The organism is Agrobacterium sp. SORGH_AS_0745, assembly GCF_030818995.1.
Taxonomy (GTDB): Bacteria; Pseudomonadota; Alphaproteobacteria; order Rhizobiales; family Rhizobiaceae; genus Agrobacterium; species Agrobacterium tumefaciens.
The window spans coordinates 1619059-1637465 of record NZ_JAUTBI010000001.1; the positions used below are offsets into that span (position 1 = coordinate 1619059).

The following is an 18407-nucleotide window of genomic DNA, read 5'->3' on the forward strand; positions in this document are numbered from 1 at the left end:
ACGGGATTTTCCCGTTCGATCTCGGTAGAGATTTACTCCAGCCATCTGTTGCTTATTTAACGGAGCGCGCCTGTCGTGCTCCGTTTTTGTTTCGTCTGTCAGTAAAAACCACGCTTTGCGCTGTTCATACTGGAAATCATCTTTCAAACTGGCGTAGTTGATCTGATTCACAAAATGATTCGCTCGATCAAAGGAAGACCGCACGTCGCGCGGGTTAGGGAGACTGAATGTCCGCTTGTTTCTGCCATGTTTCGGAAGGGGAAACCTGTCCGACAGCAGAAATGTGCGCAGCAGCGCCAAGCAGGTTTTTCCCTGGTGGGGCAACGGGGCTTCTTGTCCTCATATCCTCACTTTTCACCGCGCCGGTTGTCGTCGCCGACACCTTGCAGTGGACAGGCTCTGACGGCGAAGACTGGGTTACCGCCTCGAACTGGGGTCCATCGCAACGTGTTCCCAATGCCGGCGATGAGGCGATCATCAATTCTTACGGTCCGATCATCAACATAGGAACAACCGCTGAAGTGCAGCAACTGGCGATAGGCAATGCTGCGGGCGCCGGCACGCTGGTGGTTCAGGGCGGCTTGCAGACGAAATCCGTCATTCTCGGAACGGCCAGCGGAGCGACCGGCTCCGCCACATTCAGCGGCGCAAACTGGGCGAATGAAAGTAACATCATTGTTGGCGGCGACGGCACGGCCACCCTTCTTCTGTCACACGGCACAACGGCATCGTCGGAAAACATCCATGTTGGCAAAAGCGGGACGGGAAGCGGCTCCGTCAAGCTCGACAACGCATCTACACTGAGGATCGCCGATACGGTTCTTGTGGGTTACAGCGATCCGCTATCTTCCGCAACTGGCGGAAACGGCTATCTGGATGTGCTTGGCGCCAGCGCGCTGCAAAGCGCCAAAGGCCTGCTGGCCAAAGATGCCACTACCGCAGGGACGGCCCTGGTGTCGGGTGCGGGCAGCCGCTGGACCATGTCGTCGGACCTCGTTGTTGGTGGTGCGGGCGTTGGCACGCTCACCATCACCGGCGGCGGCACGGTCACCAGCCGGACGACCACGGTCATCGCCGATCTGGCTTCTGCGGACGGAAGTTCCGTGACGGTAAGCCGTCTGGGCTCCGCGCTGCAAAGCGGCGGATCGCTCGTCGTTGGCAATTCGGGAGCTGCAACGCTTCTCGTAGAGGCCGCAGGGACCGTGACCAGTGGCGAGGCCATTGTCGGCCGCCATTCGGCAAGTGAGGCGACTGTCACCGGCGACGGCTCGAACTGGAGGACCGGCGACCTGCAGGTCGGCGGCGATGTCGCCGATCCGGGCGGTGCCGCCGGCAATGGTAAGCTCAACGTTATGGCGGGTGGCTCCGTTGATAGTACGACGGCGCGGCTTGGCGTTGTGGCGGGTGCAACGGGCGCTGCCGCCGTGGATGGGCAGGGCTCGGTCTGGACAGTCAACCGTGGCGATCTCGAGGTGGGTGTGAGTGGCACGGGTTCGCTGGCGGTTACGGGCGGCGGCCTTGTCGATGCAGCGAATATTATCATTGGAGCAAATGCCGGTGGTACCGGTTCCGCCCGGGTATCCGGTGCCGGCAGCAAATTGCAAAGCCGCGCCGATCTCAATGTCGGCCTTGACGGCAACGGTTCCATGACCGTCGAGGCCGGTGGCACGGTGGAAAGCCGCGACGGCTATGTTGCGGCCCATGGCGGTTCCACTTCCACCGTAACGGTGGCGGGCAACGGATCGAGCTGGGCGATGACCGGAACGTTTTTTGTCGGATACGGAGGCGGGACTACAGGAAATGTGTCTGTCAGCGCCGGCGGCGGTATCAAAGCTGCCAAGGTGATGCTCGGTGATCTTGCCGGTTCCTCCGGCACGATGACGATCACAGGATCGGGTTCGAACGTCACCGCTTATATCGACAACGGCGTTGTGAACTCCGGCTCCGTCGATGTGGGTTTTGAAGGTTCCGGAAGCTTGACCGTTACGAACGGCGGATCACTTGATGCCTATGATCTCTATGCGGGCAGTGCGGCGGGATCGAATGGAAACGTTCTGGTAAGCGGTGTGGGATCGCGCGTTGCGGTTGGCAATCTCATGGTCGTCGGCGATGCCGGAAACGGTTCCGTTGAGATAACCGGCGGAGCCTCGCTGGCTGCGCCCACTATTCTCATTGCCGCATCGGCGGGTTCCACAGGCGTGCTCAACATCGGAGCTGCCGCGGGCCAAACCGCCCGCTCAGCCGGTGCGTTAGAAGCGCGCACGATTGCTTTCGGTGCAGGCAACGGCAGCATCGTCTTCAACCATTCCGAGACCGGCTATATACTCTCAGCCGATATTTCAGGTGCGGGCAAAGTCGTTGCCGAAGCTGGCGTCACAACGCTTGGCGGCAATAACAGCTATTCCGGCGGCACCACGATTTCCTCCGGCACGCTGAAAGGCAACTCAAAAAGTTTCGGCTCGGGCGGCATCGCCAATGATGCGCAACTCGTTGTCGATGGTGCCGGCACGCTTTCCAATGCCATCAGCGGTACTGGCACCTTTGAAAAGACGGGCGATGGCAATCTGGTCTTGACCGGAAATAGTACCTATACGGGCACCACTGCGGTTTCCTCTGGAAAGCTCAGCGTCAATGGCTCGCTTGCAAGCGCTGTTTCGGTCGGTACCGGCGCGACACTTGGCGGCTCCGGCACCATCGGCGGCCTGACCGTCGGCTCGGGTGGCACGCTCGCGCCCGGCAATTCGATCGGCACGCTGGCTTCCACGGGCAGCGCAACATTTGCTAGTGGCTCTCGCTATGAGGTTGAAATCGACGCCGCCGGCAATTCCGACAGGCTTGCCGTGACCGGAACCATCACCATCGACAATGATGTCAGTCTTGTCGTTACGTCGCTGGCGAACCAAACTGCCTATAGCCTCAGCACCCGCTACACGATCCTGACGGCAACGGGTGGAATTACCGGTACGTTTTCAAGTGTCGGCGAAAATTTCGCCTATCTGACCGCAATGGTAGCCCGGAGTGCTGACGACGGCAGCACCTATCTTTCCTTCGCCCGGGCATCACCGGATGCCGGCTTTCTGGCCGCTGAAACATCGACGCCCAATGCGCGCGGGGCCGCCAACGCCATAGAGGCGCTTGGGGAAAGCTCGCCGCTCTACGAGGCGGCCGTGTTTCTGCAACAGGGCGAAACCCAATCCGCCTTCGCGCAGCTTGCCGGGGAAATTCATCCCTCGCTTGCCATGGCTTTGATCAACCGCAGCCAACTCACCCGCGATGTCATTCTCAACCGGCTGCGCAGTGCTTTCGAAGGTGTCGATGCGCGCCCGATCCTGCCGGTCGCCTATGCTGAAGGCGGATCAAACCCGTTTGACATTGACGAGGGTTCACTCACGTTCTGGTCCAGTGGTTTCGGCTCTCGCGGCCGCACCGATGGTGATGGAAACGGCGCATCGGCCGACATGAAGGGCGGCGGCGTCCTCTTTGGTATTGACGGAGATTTGGCTGATGGCTGGCGTGCCGGGGTGGCCGCCGGATACGGCCGCGATGTGATCAGCCAGGGTTCTCCTGCGGCATCTGCTGACGTGGACGGCTACTATGTGGCGGGTTATGCGGGCAAAACAATTGGCCCTGCATCCCTGCGTCTTGGTGCAACCCACGCCTTTCAGGATGTCGAAACGCGCCGGGCGGTTTCCTTTTCAACATTGAAGGAGGACCTAACCGCTGGTTACGACGCTTCCACCACGCAGGTCTTTGCCGAAGCCGCCTGGCGGTTCGATTTCGATCTCACCCATATCGAGCCTTACGCCAATATCGCTTACGTGAATACGCGGACGGATGCTTTCCGGGAGATGGGCGGTATCGCCGCCGTCTCTTCGGGTGCCGTCAGCCACGACGAGTTTTATTCGACGCTCGGGGCGCGCATCAGCCGTGACATTGCGTTGGAGGGGATGCTTGGACGCGCGATGCTCGATATCGGGTGGCGTCATGCCTATGGCGATCCGATGATGGAGAGTGCACTGTTCTACGATGGTGGCAGTGCGTTTTCTGTGACAAGTGCTGCCATGGCGCGCGACGTGGCATTGATCAATCTGGGGCTTAGCTACAATCTCAACCCATCCGCGACCTTGACATTCCGTTACGGCGCGGTTTTTGGCGCGGGTCTTCTGGATCAATCTGCTTCAGCCCAACTTGGAGTTCGTTTCTGATGAAGCGCAGTCAAAACACGCTTTGGAAAACGGCTCTCACGGTGTTCCTGTCCGCCGGTTTGGTGGCGGGCGGTGCTCCCGCGCAAGATGCAGAAAAAAAGGCGGACGCGCCGTTGCGTGAGGTTCACGGGAGTTGGCAGCTTGCTTGCGTCGCGCCTGCGAAAAAAGATGATAATGACGCCAGTAAGCCGGTGGCGGAGACGGAAAAACCGCTCTGCGCCATCGCTCAGGTCCAGCTTGAGGAGAAGACACGCAAACTGGTCGTCTCCGTCGAGTTCCGGCTTGATGATGTCGGGACGCCGGGTAAGCTTTCCGGCACCGTGGTCATGCCTTTCGGCCTTGCCGTCACAAAGCTGTTTTCGGTAAAATCCGGAAATGTGCGGTTGCAGGAAGTTCAGGTCAGCACGTGTCTGCCCGTGGGCTGCATCGTTTCCTTCACGCCGTTCGTCGAACTTGTAACCGCGCTGAAGGCCGGACAAACCCTGACAATAGAGGCCCCCGATCTGCAGGGCCGAACGGTTTCGTTCCAGTTGCAGGGACAGGGATTTTCCGAGGCACTGGAGCGCCTCGGAAGCTTGCATTAGAGCATTTCCAGTAGAAACCGCATCGCGGTTTGTGTCCGGAAATGCGTATCTACGATCTATGCCGCGACGGAATCGGGTTCGCTGGCACTTTCCGGCTTTTGCGGTTCCGCGTGTTTTTTAGCCGATGTCTTGCGCGAAAACAGCCCGGTGAGGTAGGTACCCAACCTGTCCATTTCCACGAAGATGACCGGGGTGATGAACAGCGTCAGCAATTGCGAGACGATGAGACCACCGACCACGGCAACACCAAGTGGCTGGCGCAGTTCCGAGCTGGCGCCTGAGCCGAGGGCGATGGGCAGGGCGCCCAGCAGCGCGCAGAAGGTCGTCATCATGATCGGCCGGAAACGGCGCACGCAGGCTTCGTGGATGGCGCTGGTGGGCGGTTCGGCCTTTTCGCGGATCAGTTCCACCGCAACGTCGATCATCATGATCGCGTTTTTCTTGACGATGCCGATCAGCATCAACAGCCCGATCAGCGCAATGATCGAGAAATCCATGCCCATCACCTTCAGCGCCACCAGCGCGCCAAAAGCCGCCGCCGGCAGACCGGAAAGGATGGTCAGCGGGTGGATGAAGCTTTCGTAAAGCACACCCAGCACCACATAGATGGTCAACACCGCCGCAAGAATGAGGATGCCGGTATTGCCCTGGCTCTGCTGGAATATTGCCGCCGTGCCGCCATAGCTGGTGAACACGTCCTGCGGCAGGCCGATGGTGGTTTTGATCTGGTCAATACGGCTCGTCGCATCCGAAAGCGCCACGCCATCCGGCAGGTTGAAAGAGACGGTCGTAGAAACGAGCTGGCCCGTCTGGTTGATGGTCACCGGCGCCTGCGTGCGGGTGAGGGTGGCGAAGTTGGAAAGCGGAACCAGAACACCCGATTTTGCCGAGAGAATGTTGATGTCGCTCAGGAAATCGTCATTCCACTGTTTCGAGCTGTCGAATTCGACGATCACATCATAGCTATCACCGGTCGACTGGATTTGCGCCGCCGTATAACCGCCGAACGACATTTCCAGCGTCTTGCGCAATTGGTCGTTGGTAATGCCGAAGGCGGCTGCCTTTTCCGGGTCGACCGAAATCGTCGCCGCAATTGCGCCGTTCTGAGCGTCGGAATTGACGGCGGCGAATGTGCGGTCGCGGCGCATCGCCTCCATCAGCTTGTTCGACCATTCATTGGTCGCGTCGGCGTTCAGGCCCTGAATGACGAGTTGGTATTGGCTGGCGGAGCTGCGCCCGCCCAAACGTAAGCTTTGCTGGGGATTGATATAGGTGCGGATGCCCGCCACCTTCGATGTCGCCTGGCCAAGTTCCGCCAATACCTGGCTTAGCGGTGCACGCTCTTCCTTCGGCTTCAGCTCCACGAACATCGAGCCGTTATTCAGCGGGTTGCGGGAATTGCCGCCGACTGTAGAGGTCACATGCACCACGGCCGGGTTCTTGCGGATCTGATCGGCCACCTGCGCCTGAAGATCGCGCATCGCGGTATAGGAAATGTCCTCACGCGCCTGCGTCGACACGGAAAGGCGACCGATATCTTCCTGCGGGAAGAAGCTGGAAGGCAAAGTCTCGAACAGATAAAGCGATGCTGCAACCGATGCCAGGAATGCGCCCAGAACCACGCGGCGATGGGAAAGGCACCAGCCGACGGCCTTGCCATAGAGGCGAAGCGTGCGCTCGAAGCCGGCGTCGAACCAACGGATGATGGCCGGCGGTCTGGAGGAATGACCCGAAAGCCTTGAGGCGAGCATGGGCGTGACAGTCAGCGAAACCAGCGCCGACGCCATGATTGCCAGCGTTACCACCATGCCGAATTCGTTAAACAGCCTGCCGATCACTCCGCCCATCAGCAGAATGGGAATGAACACTGCAACCAGTGAGATGGACATGGACAGAATGGTGCCGCTGACTTCCGCGGCGCCCTGAAGGGCCGCCTCGCGCATTGTCAGGCCTTTTTCTTCGTGCAGTCGCAGGATGTTTTCCAGCATGACGATCGCATCGTCCACCACAAGTCCGACCGACAATGTCAGTCCGAGTAGCGAGATATTGTCGATACTGTACCCCAGAACATACATGGCCCCGAAGGCGGTAATCAGTGATAGCGGCACGGCAAGGCCCGGAATAATGGTCGCCGTCAGATGCCCGGTGAAGAGATAGATAACCGCGACCACCAGCCCGATGGTGAGGAGCAGCGTGAACTGTACGTCGGCAATCGCGTCCTTGATCGCGGTCGAGGCGTCATTCATGACGTTGATATTGACCGATGGCGGCAATTGCTGGCGCAGCGCCGGTAACTTGGCCCGGATGGCATCCACCACATCAACGGTGTTGGCGTCCGGCTGGCGCTGCACGGCAAGAACGATCGCCTGTTCGCCATCGAACCAACTGCCGGCATTGGGGTTGTCGATACTGTCGGTGACATTGGCGATATCGCCGAGATGGATGGAAGCACCGTTGCTTGTCGCCACCACCAGCGAGCGGAAGGCCGCCGCATCGGTGCGCTGGGTGTCTGCCTCTATCGTCAGGCGCTGGTTGTCGTTCTGCAACGCGCCCACGGGCACCTGATTGTTCGCCTGCGCGATGGCGGTTGTGACGGTATCGACGCCAAGCCCTCTTGCCTGAAGCTGCGAGGGATCGAGGCCAATGCGCACGGCATAGGTCTGCGCGCCGTAGATACTCACCTGCGCGACACCGGAAATGGTTGAAAGCAGCGGCGAGATGATATTCTCGGCGATTTCATCCACCTTGCTGGTCGGCATCTCCTTGCTGTTGATGGCAAGCAGCAGTACCGGCGCATCGGCCGGGTTGGTCTTGCGGTAACTCGGCGTTGTCGTCATGTTGCTTGGCAACTGCCGCTGTGCGCGCGAGATCGCCGCCTGAACATCTGCTGCCGCTGCGTCGATGTCACGGTTGAGATCGAATTGCAGCACGATGGAGCTGTTGCCCAGAGTGTTGGTGGCGCTGATTTCGCTGACACCCGGAATGGTCTCGAACTGCTTCACCAGCGGCGTGGTGACTGAGGTGGCCATGGTTTGCGGCGAGGCGCCCGACAGCGACGACGAAACGCTGATCGTCGGAAAATCGACTTTCGGCAGCGCAGCGACGGGCAACAGGCGGAAACCGGCAAGCCCGGCGAGCACGAGGCCGATGGCGAGAAGGGTGGTTGCGACGGGTCGGTTGATGCAGAAATTCGGGATCATGGGTTACCCACCTGTTCCTGCTGCGAAATATTGGCGGCCAGATTGGCGGCCGCGCCGCCCTTGTCCGAGAATTGCTCGACCACCTGTTGACCGTCGGCAAGTCCCGACTGGCCTTCGATGATCACATGCTCGCCGCCGGTGAGGCCGCTGGCAATGGCTGTCATATCGCCGTTGGAGCGGGCAACCTCCACGGTCGTCATATGAACACGGTGGTTGTCATCGACGGTGTAGACGAAATTACCCTTCGGCCCCGGCCGCACGGCAACCGTCGGCACGACGATCATCTCCGCGTCGGAGACGAAATGAGCCGTGACGTTGACGGACTGGCCGGGCCACAACAGCCCGCGATCGTTCTTGAATTCCGCTTTGGCAAGTACGGTACCGGACGTTTGGTCTACGACGTTGTCGTAAAAACGCAGCATGCCGCTCATGGGCTCGCCGCCGGTTGCCGCCGGGTCTACATCGACCGCCGTGTCCTTCTGAACGCCTTCGCGCAATTGCGGCAGGTAGCGCTGCGACAGGCGAAAACTGACAGAGATGGGATCGTATTTCGTGATCGTCACAATATTGATGCCAGCGCTGAGATAGGCACCGGGGCTGACGGTAACATCGCCCAGTCGCCCATCGAAGGGCGCACGGATCTCCATATGTTCGAGCGTTACCTGGTCGGAAGCAAGCGTCGCCTTGTCGGCATCGATTTTTGCGGCGGCGCTGTCCCTGGCTGCCCTTGCCTGATCCAGCACCTGCTGGGACTCTGCGCTCTGCTTGACCAGATTGGCGGCGCGCTGGAAGGCGGCTTCCGTCTGTTCCAGCGTTGCCTGATCGGCAGCGATATTGGCCTTGTCCTTGTCGACGGCTGCGCGGGCGATACGGTCATCCATCTTGAGGATCAGATCACCCGCCTTGATATGCTGGCCGTCCTTCGCGGAGATTTCCGTGACGAGACCGGCCTGAAGCGGCGCTATATTGGTGATGTCGGCGGCAACCGCCCATCCCGTCGCCGTAGCGTCCATTGGCAACGTCGCCTTGTTGACGGCGATGGTGCTGACGGTAGGCGGCCCGCCATTGCGCCGCCCGCCACCTTGCCTCTGGCCTGTCTGCTGGCCGGCTTGACCGTTCTGCGACGTCTGGCCCTTCTTGCCGGCAGATCCATCGGCCGTTGCCGTTTCTGCATGTGGCGAAACGCTGGCGAATTGTTTGAGATAGGGAATTCGATCAAGGGGCAGGCGATCTTTAAAATACCACGCGCCGGCGGCTGCGATGGCGAGAACGCTGAGGGCGGTCCAGAAACGTTTCATCTGACGGTTCCGCAAAATGAGAGCAATACATGTTTCCCGAACATGTTCGGTAAGCCCTGGGAGCAGCTTTAGCTCCCACAAGACACCCAATGCGCTGCAAAATCACCTTAAACTTTTGTAATGGCAGCGACGATGTCTGCCGTCATGTTGCCTTGCGAAACAAGGGTTGTGGCGGTTTTGGGCATGTGCCCGTCGCCGGGCTCGATGCACGGAACTTGACCCCAATCGTGACCAAAATAAAAAGCCGCCTCGTTTCCGGGGCGGCTTTGAACAGGAGCGGCGAGTTGCCGAGGGTCAGAACGCCCGGATGGCGTTGCGCGTCGCAAGCACATCCTCGGAGACGTTGCCGGCCGTTGCGGGAACGGAGCCGACGAGGTCCAGGAACTTGTAAAGTTCGGTTGCCTGCGAGTTGGTGACGTAGATGATATCGCGATCCTGCATCGGGAATTTCGTGGTGGCAAAGAAAGTTGAAGGATCGCGCAGGTTGGCGCGGAAGATGACCGGAACTTCCTGTCCCGGGAACTTCGACATGTCGATGCCAAGCTTCACGAGAAGATCGCGTTTGACGGTACGATAGACATAGACCTGCGCAGGGTCTGCGCGGGAGTCAAGCAATCCGCCCGCCTTGCCCAGTGCATCCGAGAGCTTCAGCGCGGCGTCCTCAAATTCGAAACGACCATTGAGGCCGGAGGCGCCGAAAGCGAGATAGGTGCGGCGTTCACGCTCCACCATGACCGTGTCGCCCGGAACCACATAGATGTTCTCGGAAGGCGTGCTGACAAGGTGATTGTAGTTGACGCGCGCGGTCTTGCCGCGACGGATCAGCGTGACATAGGATTCGATATTTGGGGCGCTGAGGCCTTTTGCATAGGAGATGACGTCGAGAACGCGGTCACCCGCTTCTGAAAGCTGGACCTTCGTCGGCTCCTTGACGTCGCCAAGCACCGATGCCTGTGCGGAGCGGCTGGAAATCTTGGTGATGAGGACCTGCGGTTCGATGGCCCGGTTGGCCAGACGCTCCTCGATCTCGCTCTGCACATCCTCGACATTGCGGCCTGTTGCGCGGATCTTGCCGGCATAGGGAACGCTGATATTGCCTTCCCGGTCTACCGTCTGGTTCGGCAGGCTGATGAAGTTGCCGGGACGGCTGCCCGCATCGTTTGGAATGAAAAGTCCGCCCGCCTGGCTTTCGAAGATTGCGACCTGCACCACGTCACCAACGCCCATCGGCAACGCCGGAACACCACCCTTGCCGCCGCCGAAACTGCCGAGCAGGGTAGCGGTGGTGGTATCGCCGACATAGTTCAGGACGGAACTGTTGATATCGATGAGAGCGTAGTCAACGCCCGCAGTTTTCTTTTTGTCCTTGGAACTGAATTTCACTGAAGCGTTGGATTCGATTGTTGCCGCATCGGGGCCTGATGCCGCGGTCACGGTGCACCCCGCAAGTGCTGCGGAGGCAAGCAGAATCGAAACATTCAATAAACGCATTTGGTCCTCAAAATAAATTTCGTCCGAAAAAAGAAACAAACCGGACATCGTATAGTTTTATAAAAATCGGCACTTCATATTTGACACCGGTAAATCAAATCTCAACCGGGCATTACATCCGTTCAGCAGAATCGTGTCACGAAATGTCTACGCTGGCATCAGGCTTATTGCCTAACTTAAGGCGATGCTTCAAGTTAAGTCGTCGCTCGATTGCGCCGGAAAATCCGTAACATTCACAATCTTCACGAACCCGAATGGCGTCAGTATCATCGTTCTTCTATATTCAATCGGACGGCATAATCACTGCGATTACCGCATAGCGCTAGTGCAGTTTTGTCACGCTTGCCCAGTTTCTTTCATGTTTGACTTAAAAACACGATAATTGGTTGTTTTAAAGTATCTTTTCCCCGCATCAGCGGCCGATCCTCAGTCTCCCCGGCTGGCCTGCGGCGCTGGTTTCACGCTTGCGGTGGGCGGAGGCCGGTAGCGCCAGCCACTCTTGGATCCCTAAGCGGATAGCGGCCATCTGTACGATGGCCGGTATGGCAACGCCGATAACGGTCGTGATCGCTAGCAAGCTCGCCATATCCGTGACGTGGAAAAGCTTCACCGCGACAGCTCGGCCAAAGCCTATAGCGATGATGTGCATGACATACACGCCGACGGATAACTGGCCGAGTGTCTTGAGCATCGACGAAATCGCGCTTTCGCGAATAACAAGCGCCTGCGAAATTGCGATAATCAGGAATATGCCGAGAATTGCGGATGGGAAAGGAAGCCGTTCGGGAATTTCGGTTTGCCACGAGAAATAGGTGGAAATCGCAAAGGCGACGAGAAGCGCGAGAAATGAGTGTACCGTGTATCGCCTCTGCCAAAAACCATATTGCTTGGCAACAGTGCCAAGTGTGAAATAGACGAGCCCATATGCGATATCCAACGGAACAGACTGGCTGTGCAGATAAAAAAGCGTGAAGAGGGCAAGCGCAAATGCCATGCGGACAATCGGAGGCACCTGAACGAAAATATATGATGCAAGTTGGCAGAAAAACAATGCGTAGAGAAACCAGAAGGGGCTGATCGGGTTCCACAGGATTTCGAGGACACGGGTGAAATCTATGGTCGTGTTAGTGAGACCAAAACGCCCCATAGCCACCATCAGACTGCCATGCAGAATTGACCAGAACAGATAAGGGTAAGCGATATTCTTTCCGAGTTTGGTAAGAAAATCTGTCGGGTCGACATTTTTTTCGGAGAAAAAAAGTCCAGACACGAAGAAAAAAAACGGCATATGGAAGGTGTAAATCGTATAGTCAATAAAGCCCATAAGGCTGAAGTGCGTCGGCATACCGGAAATACTCAAACCTCTTTCCGTGTGACCAAAGACAACCATAATTATGCCGAGACCCTTGGCTATATCATAGCTGTGATCACGCAACGCCTTATCTTTCATGAAAACACCTAATGTAAATTTTAAAATTATTTATAATTCAGTGAAATATTTAGTTGATGTGGATACAAAATTTATTATGAAATACTAATCGTGTATCGGAAGTATTGAATGAGATTAAAAATCTGCCTATTGTGGCAGCTGTATAAATATGCTTAATATTAAAAACTTGAAGATTCGTATTTGCCGAGTCCCGATCCTGGTGTTGTTATACGCTCCCTGAAGCGTAGCAGAAGTACGGGTAAAATTGCTTCTACCATCTGGACGTCGCGAATGTCCGATATGGTTTTGGCCAGTTCGTTATAAATAAGCGCGGCCTCCGTTATTGTAGACCGTGTAGGCGACTTTTGGCGACACTCCGCGAAGATCGTCTCGACCCGGTCGCTGATTTTTTGCAGCAGGGCAACGTCGTAGGCAAGCGTAGGTGCCGCTGGCGCCGTGTCAAACATGTCGCCCATACCGGCCACGAGCCAACTTATATTGATGCCGAACCGCTCACGATAGAGAGCCAAAACGCCAGCGTCGGGAATACGGTCGCCCCGTTCATAGTAACCAAGCATTGCAACTGTCAGGCCTAGTGCCTCAGCAAATGGCTCACGCTCGTCGAATTTTAGTGCTTCGCGGACCTCGGTCAGCCGTTTTCCCAACGGCGTCTTTGGCTCGACGCGTTTCCTGCTCATAATTCCGCATAAATATCACGATTTGGTATTTACTAGATACCAATTTGTGATATTCCTCTGTTTGTACAAAGACCAAATCACTCATGAGGTAGGCCGGTCAGGGCCGCCTCGCTCACAACGAGGAATCATTATGCACGGCGACTGCATTGCGGACAAGGCGACGGCGAGCCTGCGCTGGATAAGAGAAGGCCGGTGACGCCACTTGCTTTACCTATGGGTGTCTCTGTCGACGTCAACAGAGTATATCCAATATGGATATATTCGACCTTGAAAATTGCATGTCAGGCTCGTTCAGCCAGCGCGAAATTCACGGTATCGGCAAATTCTCGCAGGAAGCGTTCACTTGAAAAGCGGGCGGCGTTGTCGACACAGGCGTTCTTGTCGAAACTGTCGGAGTTATCGACAAACTCCTGCACCGCAGCGCAGATGGCTTCAGGCGTTTGCTCGCGGAAATAAAGACCGGTCGGCTGATTGGAGGCGCCGAGAGGAACAACGGTCTCTAGTACACCGCCTTTTCCATAGGCGATGACGGGTGTTCCCAGCGCTTGCGATTCAACCGGGACGATGCCGAAATCGTCTTCGGCGGCAAATACGAATGCCTTGGCTTCCGCCATGTATTTGTGAAGCTCGTCATTGCCGACGAAACCGAGGATCTCGACATTGGGAGTGGCGATTTCCTTGATGCGTTTCATGTCCGGGCCGTCGCCGATGACGACCAGTCGTCTGTCGGGCATTTTTGCAAAGGCTTCTACGATGAGGTGGACCTTCTTGTAAGGCACCAGCCGCGAAGCCGTGACGAAATAATCGCCTTTCAGGTCGGAAGGGGAGAGATGGGAAGTATCCACGGGCGGATAAATAACCGTAGAGTCGCGTCCGTAGCATTTGCGAACCCGGCTGCGAATGAATTTGGAATTGACCGTCATGAGATCGACGCCATTGGCGGTGCGGATGTCCCACATGCGAATATAGTGAAGAACGGCACGGGCGATCCACGAGGCGAAACCGCGACTAAGCTTCGATTCTTTCAGGTACTGGTGCTGGAGATCCCACGCGTAACGGATGGGGCTGTGAATATAGGAGACGTGAAACTGGCCGGGTCCGGTGATGACGCCCTTGGCGACGGCGTAGCTTGAGGAAATCACCAGATCGTAGCCGCTGAGATCAAATTGTTCGACGGCCAGCGGCATCAGCGGCAGATAGGAGCGATATTTTTTACGAGCGAAAGGCAGTTTCTGGATGAAGGAGGTGTTGACGGGCCTGCCACCGAGAAAGCCCCGGTCTCGATCGCTCATGAAATCGACAAGGCAATAGAGATCCGCGTCAGGATAGATCTCAAGAAGGTTGTGAAGCACTTTTTCGGCCCCACCTCTGTCGGTGAGCCAGTCATGCACGATTGCCGTCTTCATGATTTCCTCAATAATTTCAACGTAATAAAAATTTATAACCCGCCTTGGAATAAAGCTCGGCGGTTTAGAATATCTGGTCTGTCTGCAGCCCTTAAAAACACGGCTGGGAAGGCGAATAACGTAACGATTAATAAGAATGCGAGATTATGTCTGTCGTAATCTGGTCTTGGTCTGATCCTCAATAGCACTTTGTTCGCAAATGCGAAATATCAAAGCCTCTTAATTCCTCCTCTTCGTTTTCCAGTTGAAAGCCAGCCGTAGTTTCCGCAGTTTCGGCTGGCAGCAGCGGTGTTTGCCGCGCGCCGTGGTTCGGGCGAAATAGCCTGTTTTCCATCGACTGATGTTCCGTTTCCGCCTCTTGCGAAGGCCCGTCTTCCATTTCGCCTGTCTTGGAAACCCTTCCTCGCTCCGCATTGTCATTGACAAGGCGTCTTATCGAGTTATTCTGTTATAAAGATTGATATAACATAATAATGGAACTCATAAGGTCGGAACCAAGAGCTGGGAGCTTAACAATGAGACGTAAACTTGCATTTCTCGCCACTGCCGCTTTGATGCTAGCGCCGGGCGTGATGATGGCTGCGGAAAAGGGCGGTGTCATCAATGTCGCCACGATCGGCGAGCCGCCGACACTCGATCCCATGGCCTCGACGGCCGATCTCGTCGGCATTGTCACGCAACATATTTTTGAAACGCTCTACACCTTCGACAAGGGGTGGAAGGTGACGCCGCTTCTGGCGGAAAGCCTGCCTGACATCAGTGCGGACGGCAAAACCTACACGATCAAGCTGCGGAAGGGCATCAAGTTCCATGACGGCAGCGATATGACCTCGGAAGATGTCGTCGCCTCGCTTGGCCGCTGGATGAAGATCGCATCACGCGGAAAACAGGTCGCCGGTTTCATCGACAATATCTCCGCGCCTGATGCCGAGACGGTGACAATCACCCTCAAGCAGCCCTATGCGCCGCTGACCTCGCTGCTTGCTTTCAACAACTCCGCAGCCATCATTCTGCCCGCTGAAAAGCAGGCTGAGCCGATGACAGAATTTGTCGGCACCGGCCCTTATATGTTGAAGGAACGCAAGGCGGACCAATATATCCAGCTCGTCCGTTTCGACGGCTACAAGTCTCGTGACGGTGAAAGTGACGGATATGGCGGTGCGCGCCATCAGTATCTCGATGAAATCCGTTTCGTTCCGGTTCCCGATCCGAATACCCGTGTAGAGGCCGCTGTTTCCGGCCAGTATGACTACGTCGATTCCATTCCGGTGGAATCCTTCGCCAAGGTGAAGTCCTCCTCGGCCTCGCAGCCGTTGATGCTGAAGCCCTTCGGTTATCCGGTCTTTGTATTCAATACCAAGGAAGGTTTGTCTTCCAAGCTGGAGGTCCGCAAGGCGGTGACCGAAGCGTTGAACATGGAGGACATGCTGGCGGCGGCGTTCGGCAGCACGGATTTCTATGCGCTTGATGGCGCCTACTATCCGTCCAATTTCTCCTGGCATTCGGAAGAGGGCGTCGAAGGCAATTATAATGTCGGCAACCCGGAGGCCGCAGCCGAAAAGCTGAAGGCCGCCGGATATAATGGCGAGCCGTTGCGCATCCTCACCAGCCGTCAGTATGAGTTCCACTACAAAATGGCGCAGGTGGCAGCGGAGTATCTGAAGCTTGCCGGTTTCAAGGTGGATATGCAGGTGGTGGACTGGGCGACGCTGACGCAGCGTCGTGCCGACCCGAAGCTCTGGGATATCTACATCAGCCACAGCCCCTTCCTGCCGGAGCCGGCGCTGATTGGCGCGCTTTCCACAGGTTCGCCGGGCTGGTGGGACACGCCGACGCGCAAGGCGGCGGTGGACGCTTTCACCTCGGAGGCTGATCCGGAGAAGCGCGTTGCTCTCTGGGCCAAGGTGCAGAAGACGATCTATGACGAGCTGCCGCTCATCAAGATCGGCGACTTCAACGCCGTGGCGGCGAAGTCCAACAAGCTTGATGGCGTCGATCCGGCTCCCTGGCCCTATTTCTGGAATGCTTCGGTTACGAAGTAAGACCGCTCCGCACTCCGTGACCCCGGACTGAATCCGGGGTCCAGCGCGATCAAGTCTTTGACCGCAAGAGGACGCCTTCACCACGCAGACGCGCGGTGGCTGGATGCCGGATCAGATCCGGCATGACGGAGGCGGGAGTCTTCCAGCCATGAGCGCCGGGTTTACCGGCACTCGTCGACAACTCTGTTCAACCGTCGCCTGAGAGCGGCCCATCACGCGCTTCGGAGCATTCATACGTGATACGGTATATTTTCCAGAGACTTGCCGGAATGATCGTGGTGATGTTTCTCGTCGTCACCATCGTTTTCATCATCCTGCGCGTCACGCCCGGCGATCCGGCGGCGGTGATGCTCGGGCCGGACGCCTCGGCACAGGACATCGCTGAGTTGCGCACCAGACTTGGCCTAGATCAGTCGCTCGGCGTGCAATATGTCTACTATATCGGGCAATTGCTGCGCGGTGATCTCGGCCAGTCGATCTTCCTCAACATGCCGGTTGGATCGGCGCTTCTGGATCGGGCGGAACCGACCTTCTTCCTGACGATCTTTTCGCTGTTGATCGCCAGTGCCATCGCGCTTCCCATCGGCATCTATGCCGCTTACCGGCGCGGTTCCTTCGTGGATCAGGCAGCGACAACCATTGCGATGCTGGCGGCGAGCATTCCGAGCTTCTGGCTTGGCCTGATCCTCATGCAGTTCTTCGCTGTCCGGCTCGATATGTTCCCGGTGTCGGGATATGGCGGTCCGGGCGCAAGCTTCCTCGAGCGCATGTATCACCTGACCTTGCCAGCCATCGCACTCGGCCTCGTTTCTTCCGCCCTCATTCTGCGCTTTACCCGCGCCTCGATGCTGGATGTTCTCGGCGACGACTATGTCCGTACCGCCAGAGCCAAGGGCGTCAAGGAACCCCGGGTGGTGATGAAACACGCGCTGAAGAACGCACTCATCCCCATCCTCACCGTGCTTGGTCTCACCGCCGCCGTGCTGATTTCCGGCGCGGTCGTTACGGAAACCGTGTTTGGCCTGCCGGGCGTCGGCAATCTCGTCGTGTCAGCCGTCTTGAGGCGCGATTATCCGGTCATTCAGGGCGCGCTTCTCGTCATCGCCGGGCTTTACGTGCTCATCAATTTTGCCATCGACATGCTGTATCTGCTGGTCGATCCGAGGGTTCGTTACTGATGGCCGATATCACCTCCACCGCCCAGCCGGCGCGCAACCCGACCATCCTGTTCATTCGGCGTCTGTTGAAGCGCAAGACGGTCGCAGCAGGTCTGATCGTGCTGCTCGTCTTCGTGCTGCTCGCCGTTTTCGCGCCGATGATCGCGCCTTATTCGCCGTCGAAACTGTCGATCGTCAACCGTCTGAAACCGCCGAGCGAACTCTACTGGTTCGGCACCGACGAGTTCGGCCGTGACGTTTTTTCCCGTACCATCTTTGCGGGAAGGCTGTCGCTTCTGGTCGGGGCCGCCGTGGTGGCGCTGTCGGCGTTGATCGGCATCACGCTCGGCCTGCTTGCCGGTTTCTTCCAGAAACTGGATACGCCGATCGCGCGACTGATCGATGCCATGATGGCGTTTCCGGATATTCTGCTGGCCATCGCGCTAGTGGCCGCACTCGGGCCGTCGCTGACGACGGTAATCATTGCGCTTGCCGTCGTTTATTCGCCGCGCCTTGCCCGCATCGTGCGCGCCTCGACGCTGGTGATCCGGGAATTGCCCTATGTGGAGGCGGCCAAGGCGCTTGGCATCTCCACCTTCCACATCATGACGCGGCATGTGCTGCGCAATCTGATCTCGCCGATCCTCGTGCAGTGCACCTTCCTTTTCGCCAGCGCCATGCTGGCCGAGGCCGGCCTTTCATTTCTGGGGCTGGGTGTCAGCCCCGAAATTCCGACCTGGGGAACCATGATCTCCGCAGGCCGCCAATATATCGGCCAGGCGGACTGGATGACCTATTTCCCCGGCTTTGCCATCATTCTTTCCGTGCTCTCGCTGCAAATGGTTGGCGACGGACTGCGGGACATGCTCGACCCAAGACTGCGAAGGGATTTGTAAT

At 57.4% G+C, this 18407-nt stretch carries 12 protein-coding genes; 5 read left to right on the forward strand and 7 right to left on the reverse strand.

Translation table 11 applies throughout. The features are described from left to right. Nucleotides 1-227: 227 nt before the first annotated feature. Together QE432_RS07385 and QE432_RS07390 are read left to right on the forward strand one after the other, a co-directional pair. On the forward strand, nt 228-4205 hold the full coding sequence (locus tag QE432_RS07385) for an autotransporter domain-containing protein (protein ID WP_065687743.1): 3978 nt from the start codon (nt 228-230) through the stop codon (nt 4203-4205). Continuing rightward, nucleotides 4205-4789: an invasion associated locus B family protein gene (locus QE432_RS07390; RefSeq protein WP_065687742.1), complete on the forward strand. Its 585-nt coding sequence runs from the start codon at nt 4205-4207 to the stop codon at nt 4787-4789. The genes QE432_RS07385 and QE432_RS07390 overlap by 1 nt, the downstream gene beginning before the upstream one ends. Nucleotides 4790-4845: 56 nt before the next feature. On the opposite strand, the gene QE432_RS07395 is transcribed toward QE432_RS07390, so the two are convergent. The 7 genes from QE432_RS07395 to QE432_RS07425 all read right to left on the reverse strand — a co-directional run bounded on the left by QE432_RS07395 (nt 4846) and on the right by QE432_RS07425 (nt 14690). Then, entirely contained in the window at nt 4846-7989 is a 3144-nt protein-coding gene (locus QE432_RS07395; RefSeq protein ID WP_038494007.1) for an efflux RND transporter permease subunit, read from the reverse strand. Beyond that, nucleotides 7986-9287: an efflux RND transporter periplasmic adaptor subunit gene (locus tag QE432_RS07400; protein WP_065687741.1), complete on the reverse strand. Its 1302-nt coding sequence runs from the start codon at nt 9285-9287 to the stop codon at nt 7986-7988. The genes QE432_RS07395 and QE432_RS07400 overlap by 4 nt, the downstream gene beginning before the upstream one ends. Nucleotides 9288-9581: 294 nt before the next feature. Then, nucleotides 9582-10778: a polysaccharide biosynthesis/export family protein gene (locus QE432_RS07405; RefSeq protein ID WP_013761539.1), complete on the reverse strand. Its 1197-nt coding sequence runs from the start codon at nt 10776-10778 to the stop codon at nt 9582-9584. Between the two features lie 412 nt (nt 10779-11190). Further along, on the reverse strand, nt 11191-12228 hold the full coding sequence (locus QE432_RS07410) for an acyltransferase family protein (protein ID WP_081308478.1): 1038 nt from the start codon (nt 12226-12228) through the stop codon (nt 11191-11193). A gap of 158 nt (nt 12229-12386) precedes the next feature. After that, entirely contained in the window at nt 12387-12905 is a 519-nt protein-coding gene (locus QE432_RS07415; RefSeq protein ID WP_013761537.1) for a helix-turn-helix domain-containing protein, read from the reverse strand. Nucleotides 12906-13186: 281 nt separating this feature from the next. Next, on the reverse strand, nt 13187-14311 hold the full coding sequence (locus QE432_RS07420; protein WP_003510798.1) for a glycosyltransferase family 4 protein: 1125 nt from the start codon (nt 14309-14311) through the stop codon (nt 13187-13189). A gap of 178 nt (nt 14312-14489) precedes the next feature. Next, entirely contained in the window at nt 14490-14690 is a 201-nt protein-coding gene (locus QE432_RS07425; protein ID WP_065687739.1) for a hypothetical protein, read from the reverse strand. Between the two features lie 136 nt (nt 14691-14826). Between QE432_RS07425 and QE432_RS07430 the strand changes: the two genes are divergently transcribed. The 3 genes from QE432_RS07430 (at nt 14827) to QE432_RS07440 (ending at nt 18406) form a co-directional block, all read left to right on the forward strand. After that, nucleotides 14827-16353, forward strand: a complete 1527-nt coding sequence (locus QE432_RS07430; protein WP_026330678.1) for an ABC transporter substrate-binding protein — start codon at nt 14827-14829, stop codon at nt 16351-16353. A 236-nt stretch (nt 16354-16589) separates the two neighbouring features. After that, nucleotides 16590-17531 carry an ABC transporter permease gene (locus tag QE432_RS07435; protein ID WP_065659511.1) on the forward strand — a complete coding sequence of 314 codons (942 nt, stop codon included), beginning with the start codon at nt 16590-16592 and terminating at the stop codon, nt 17529-17531. Next, on the forward strand, nt 17531-18406 hold the full coding sequence (locus QE432_RS07440) for an ABC transporter permease (RefSeq protein WP_019564634.1): 876 nt from the start codon (nt 17531-17533) through the stop codon (nt 18404-18406). Before QE432_RS07435 ends, QE432_RS07440 begins: the two co-directional genes overlap by 1 nt. Nucleotide 18407: the final 1 nt, after the last annotated feature.

Excerpts from the sequence above, each read along its gene's own strand:
- QE432_RS07395 (WP_038494007.1), bottom strand. The coding sequence starts at position 7,989 with ATGATCCCGAATTTCTGCATCAACCGACCCGTCGCAACCACCCTTCTC.
- QE432_RS07430 (WP_026330678.1), top strand. The coding sequence starts at position 14,827 with ATGAGACGTAAACTTGCATTTCTCGCCACTGCCGCTTTGATGCTAGCG.
- QE432_RS07385 (WP_065687743.1), top strand. The coding sequence starts at position 228 with ATGTCCGCTTGTTTCTGCCATGTTTCGGAAGGGGAAACCTGTCCGACA.
- QE432_RS07405 (WP_013761539.1), bottom strand. The coding sequence starts at position 10,778 with ATGCGTTTATTGAATGTTTCGATTCTGCTTGCCTCCGCAGCACTTGCG.
- QE432_RS07400 (WP_065687741.1), bottom strand. The coding sequence starts at position 9,287 with ATGAAACGTTTCTGGACCGCCCTCAGCGTTCTCGCCATCGCAGCCGCC.
- QE432_RS07425 (WP_065687739.1), bottom strand. The coding sequence starts at position 14,690 with ATGGAAGACGGGCCTTCGCAAGAGGCGGAAACGGAACATCAGTCGATG.
- QE432_RS07410 (WP_081308478.1), bottom strand. The coding sequence starts at position 12,228 with ATGAAAGATAAGGCGTTGCGTGATCACAGCTATGATATAGCCAAGGGT.
- QE432_RS07440 (WP_019564634.1), top strand. The coding sequence starts at position 17,531 with ATGGCCGATATCACCTCCACCGCCCAGCCGGCGCGCAACCCGACCATC.
- QE432_RS07415 (WP_013761537.1), bottom strand. The coding sequence starts at position 12,905 with ATGAGCAGGAAACGCGTCGAGCCAAAGACGCCGTTGGGAAAACGGCTG.
- QE432_RS07420 (WP_003510798.1), bottom strand. The coding sequence starts at position 14,311 with ATGAAGACGGCAATCGTGCATGACTGGCTCACCGACAGAGGTGGGGCC.
- QE432_RS07390 (WP_065687742.1), top strand. The coding sequence starts at position 4,205 with ATGAAGCGCAGTCAAAACACGCTTTGGAAAACGGCTCTCACGGTGTTC.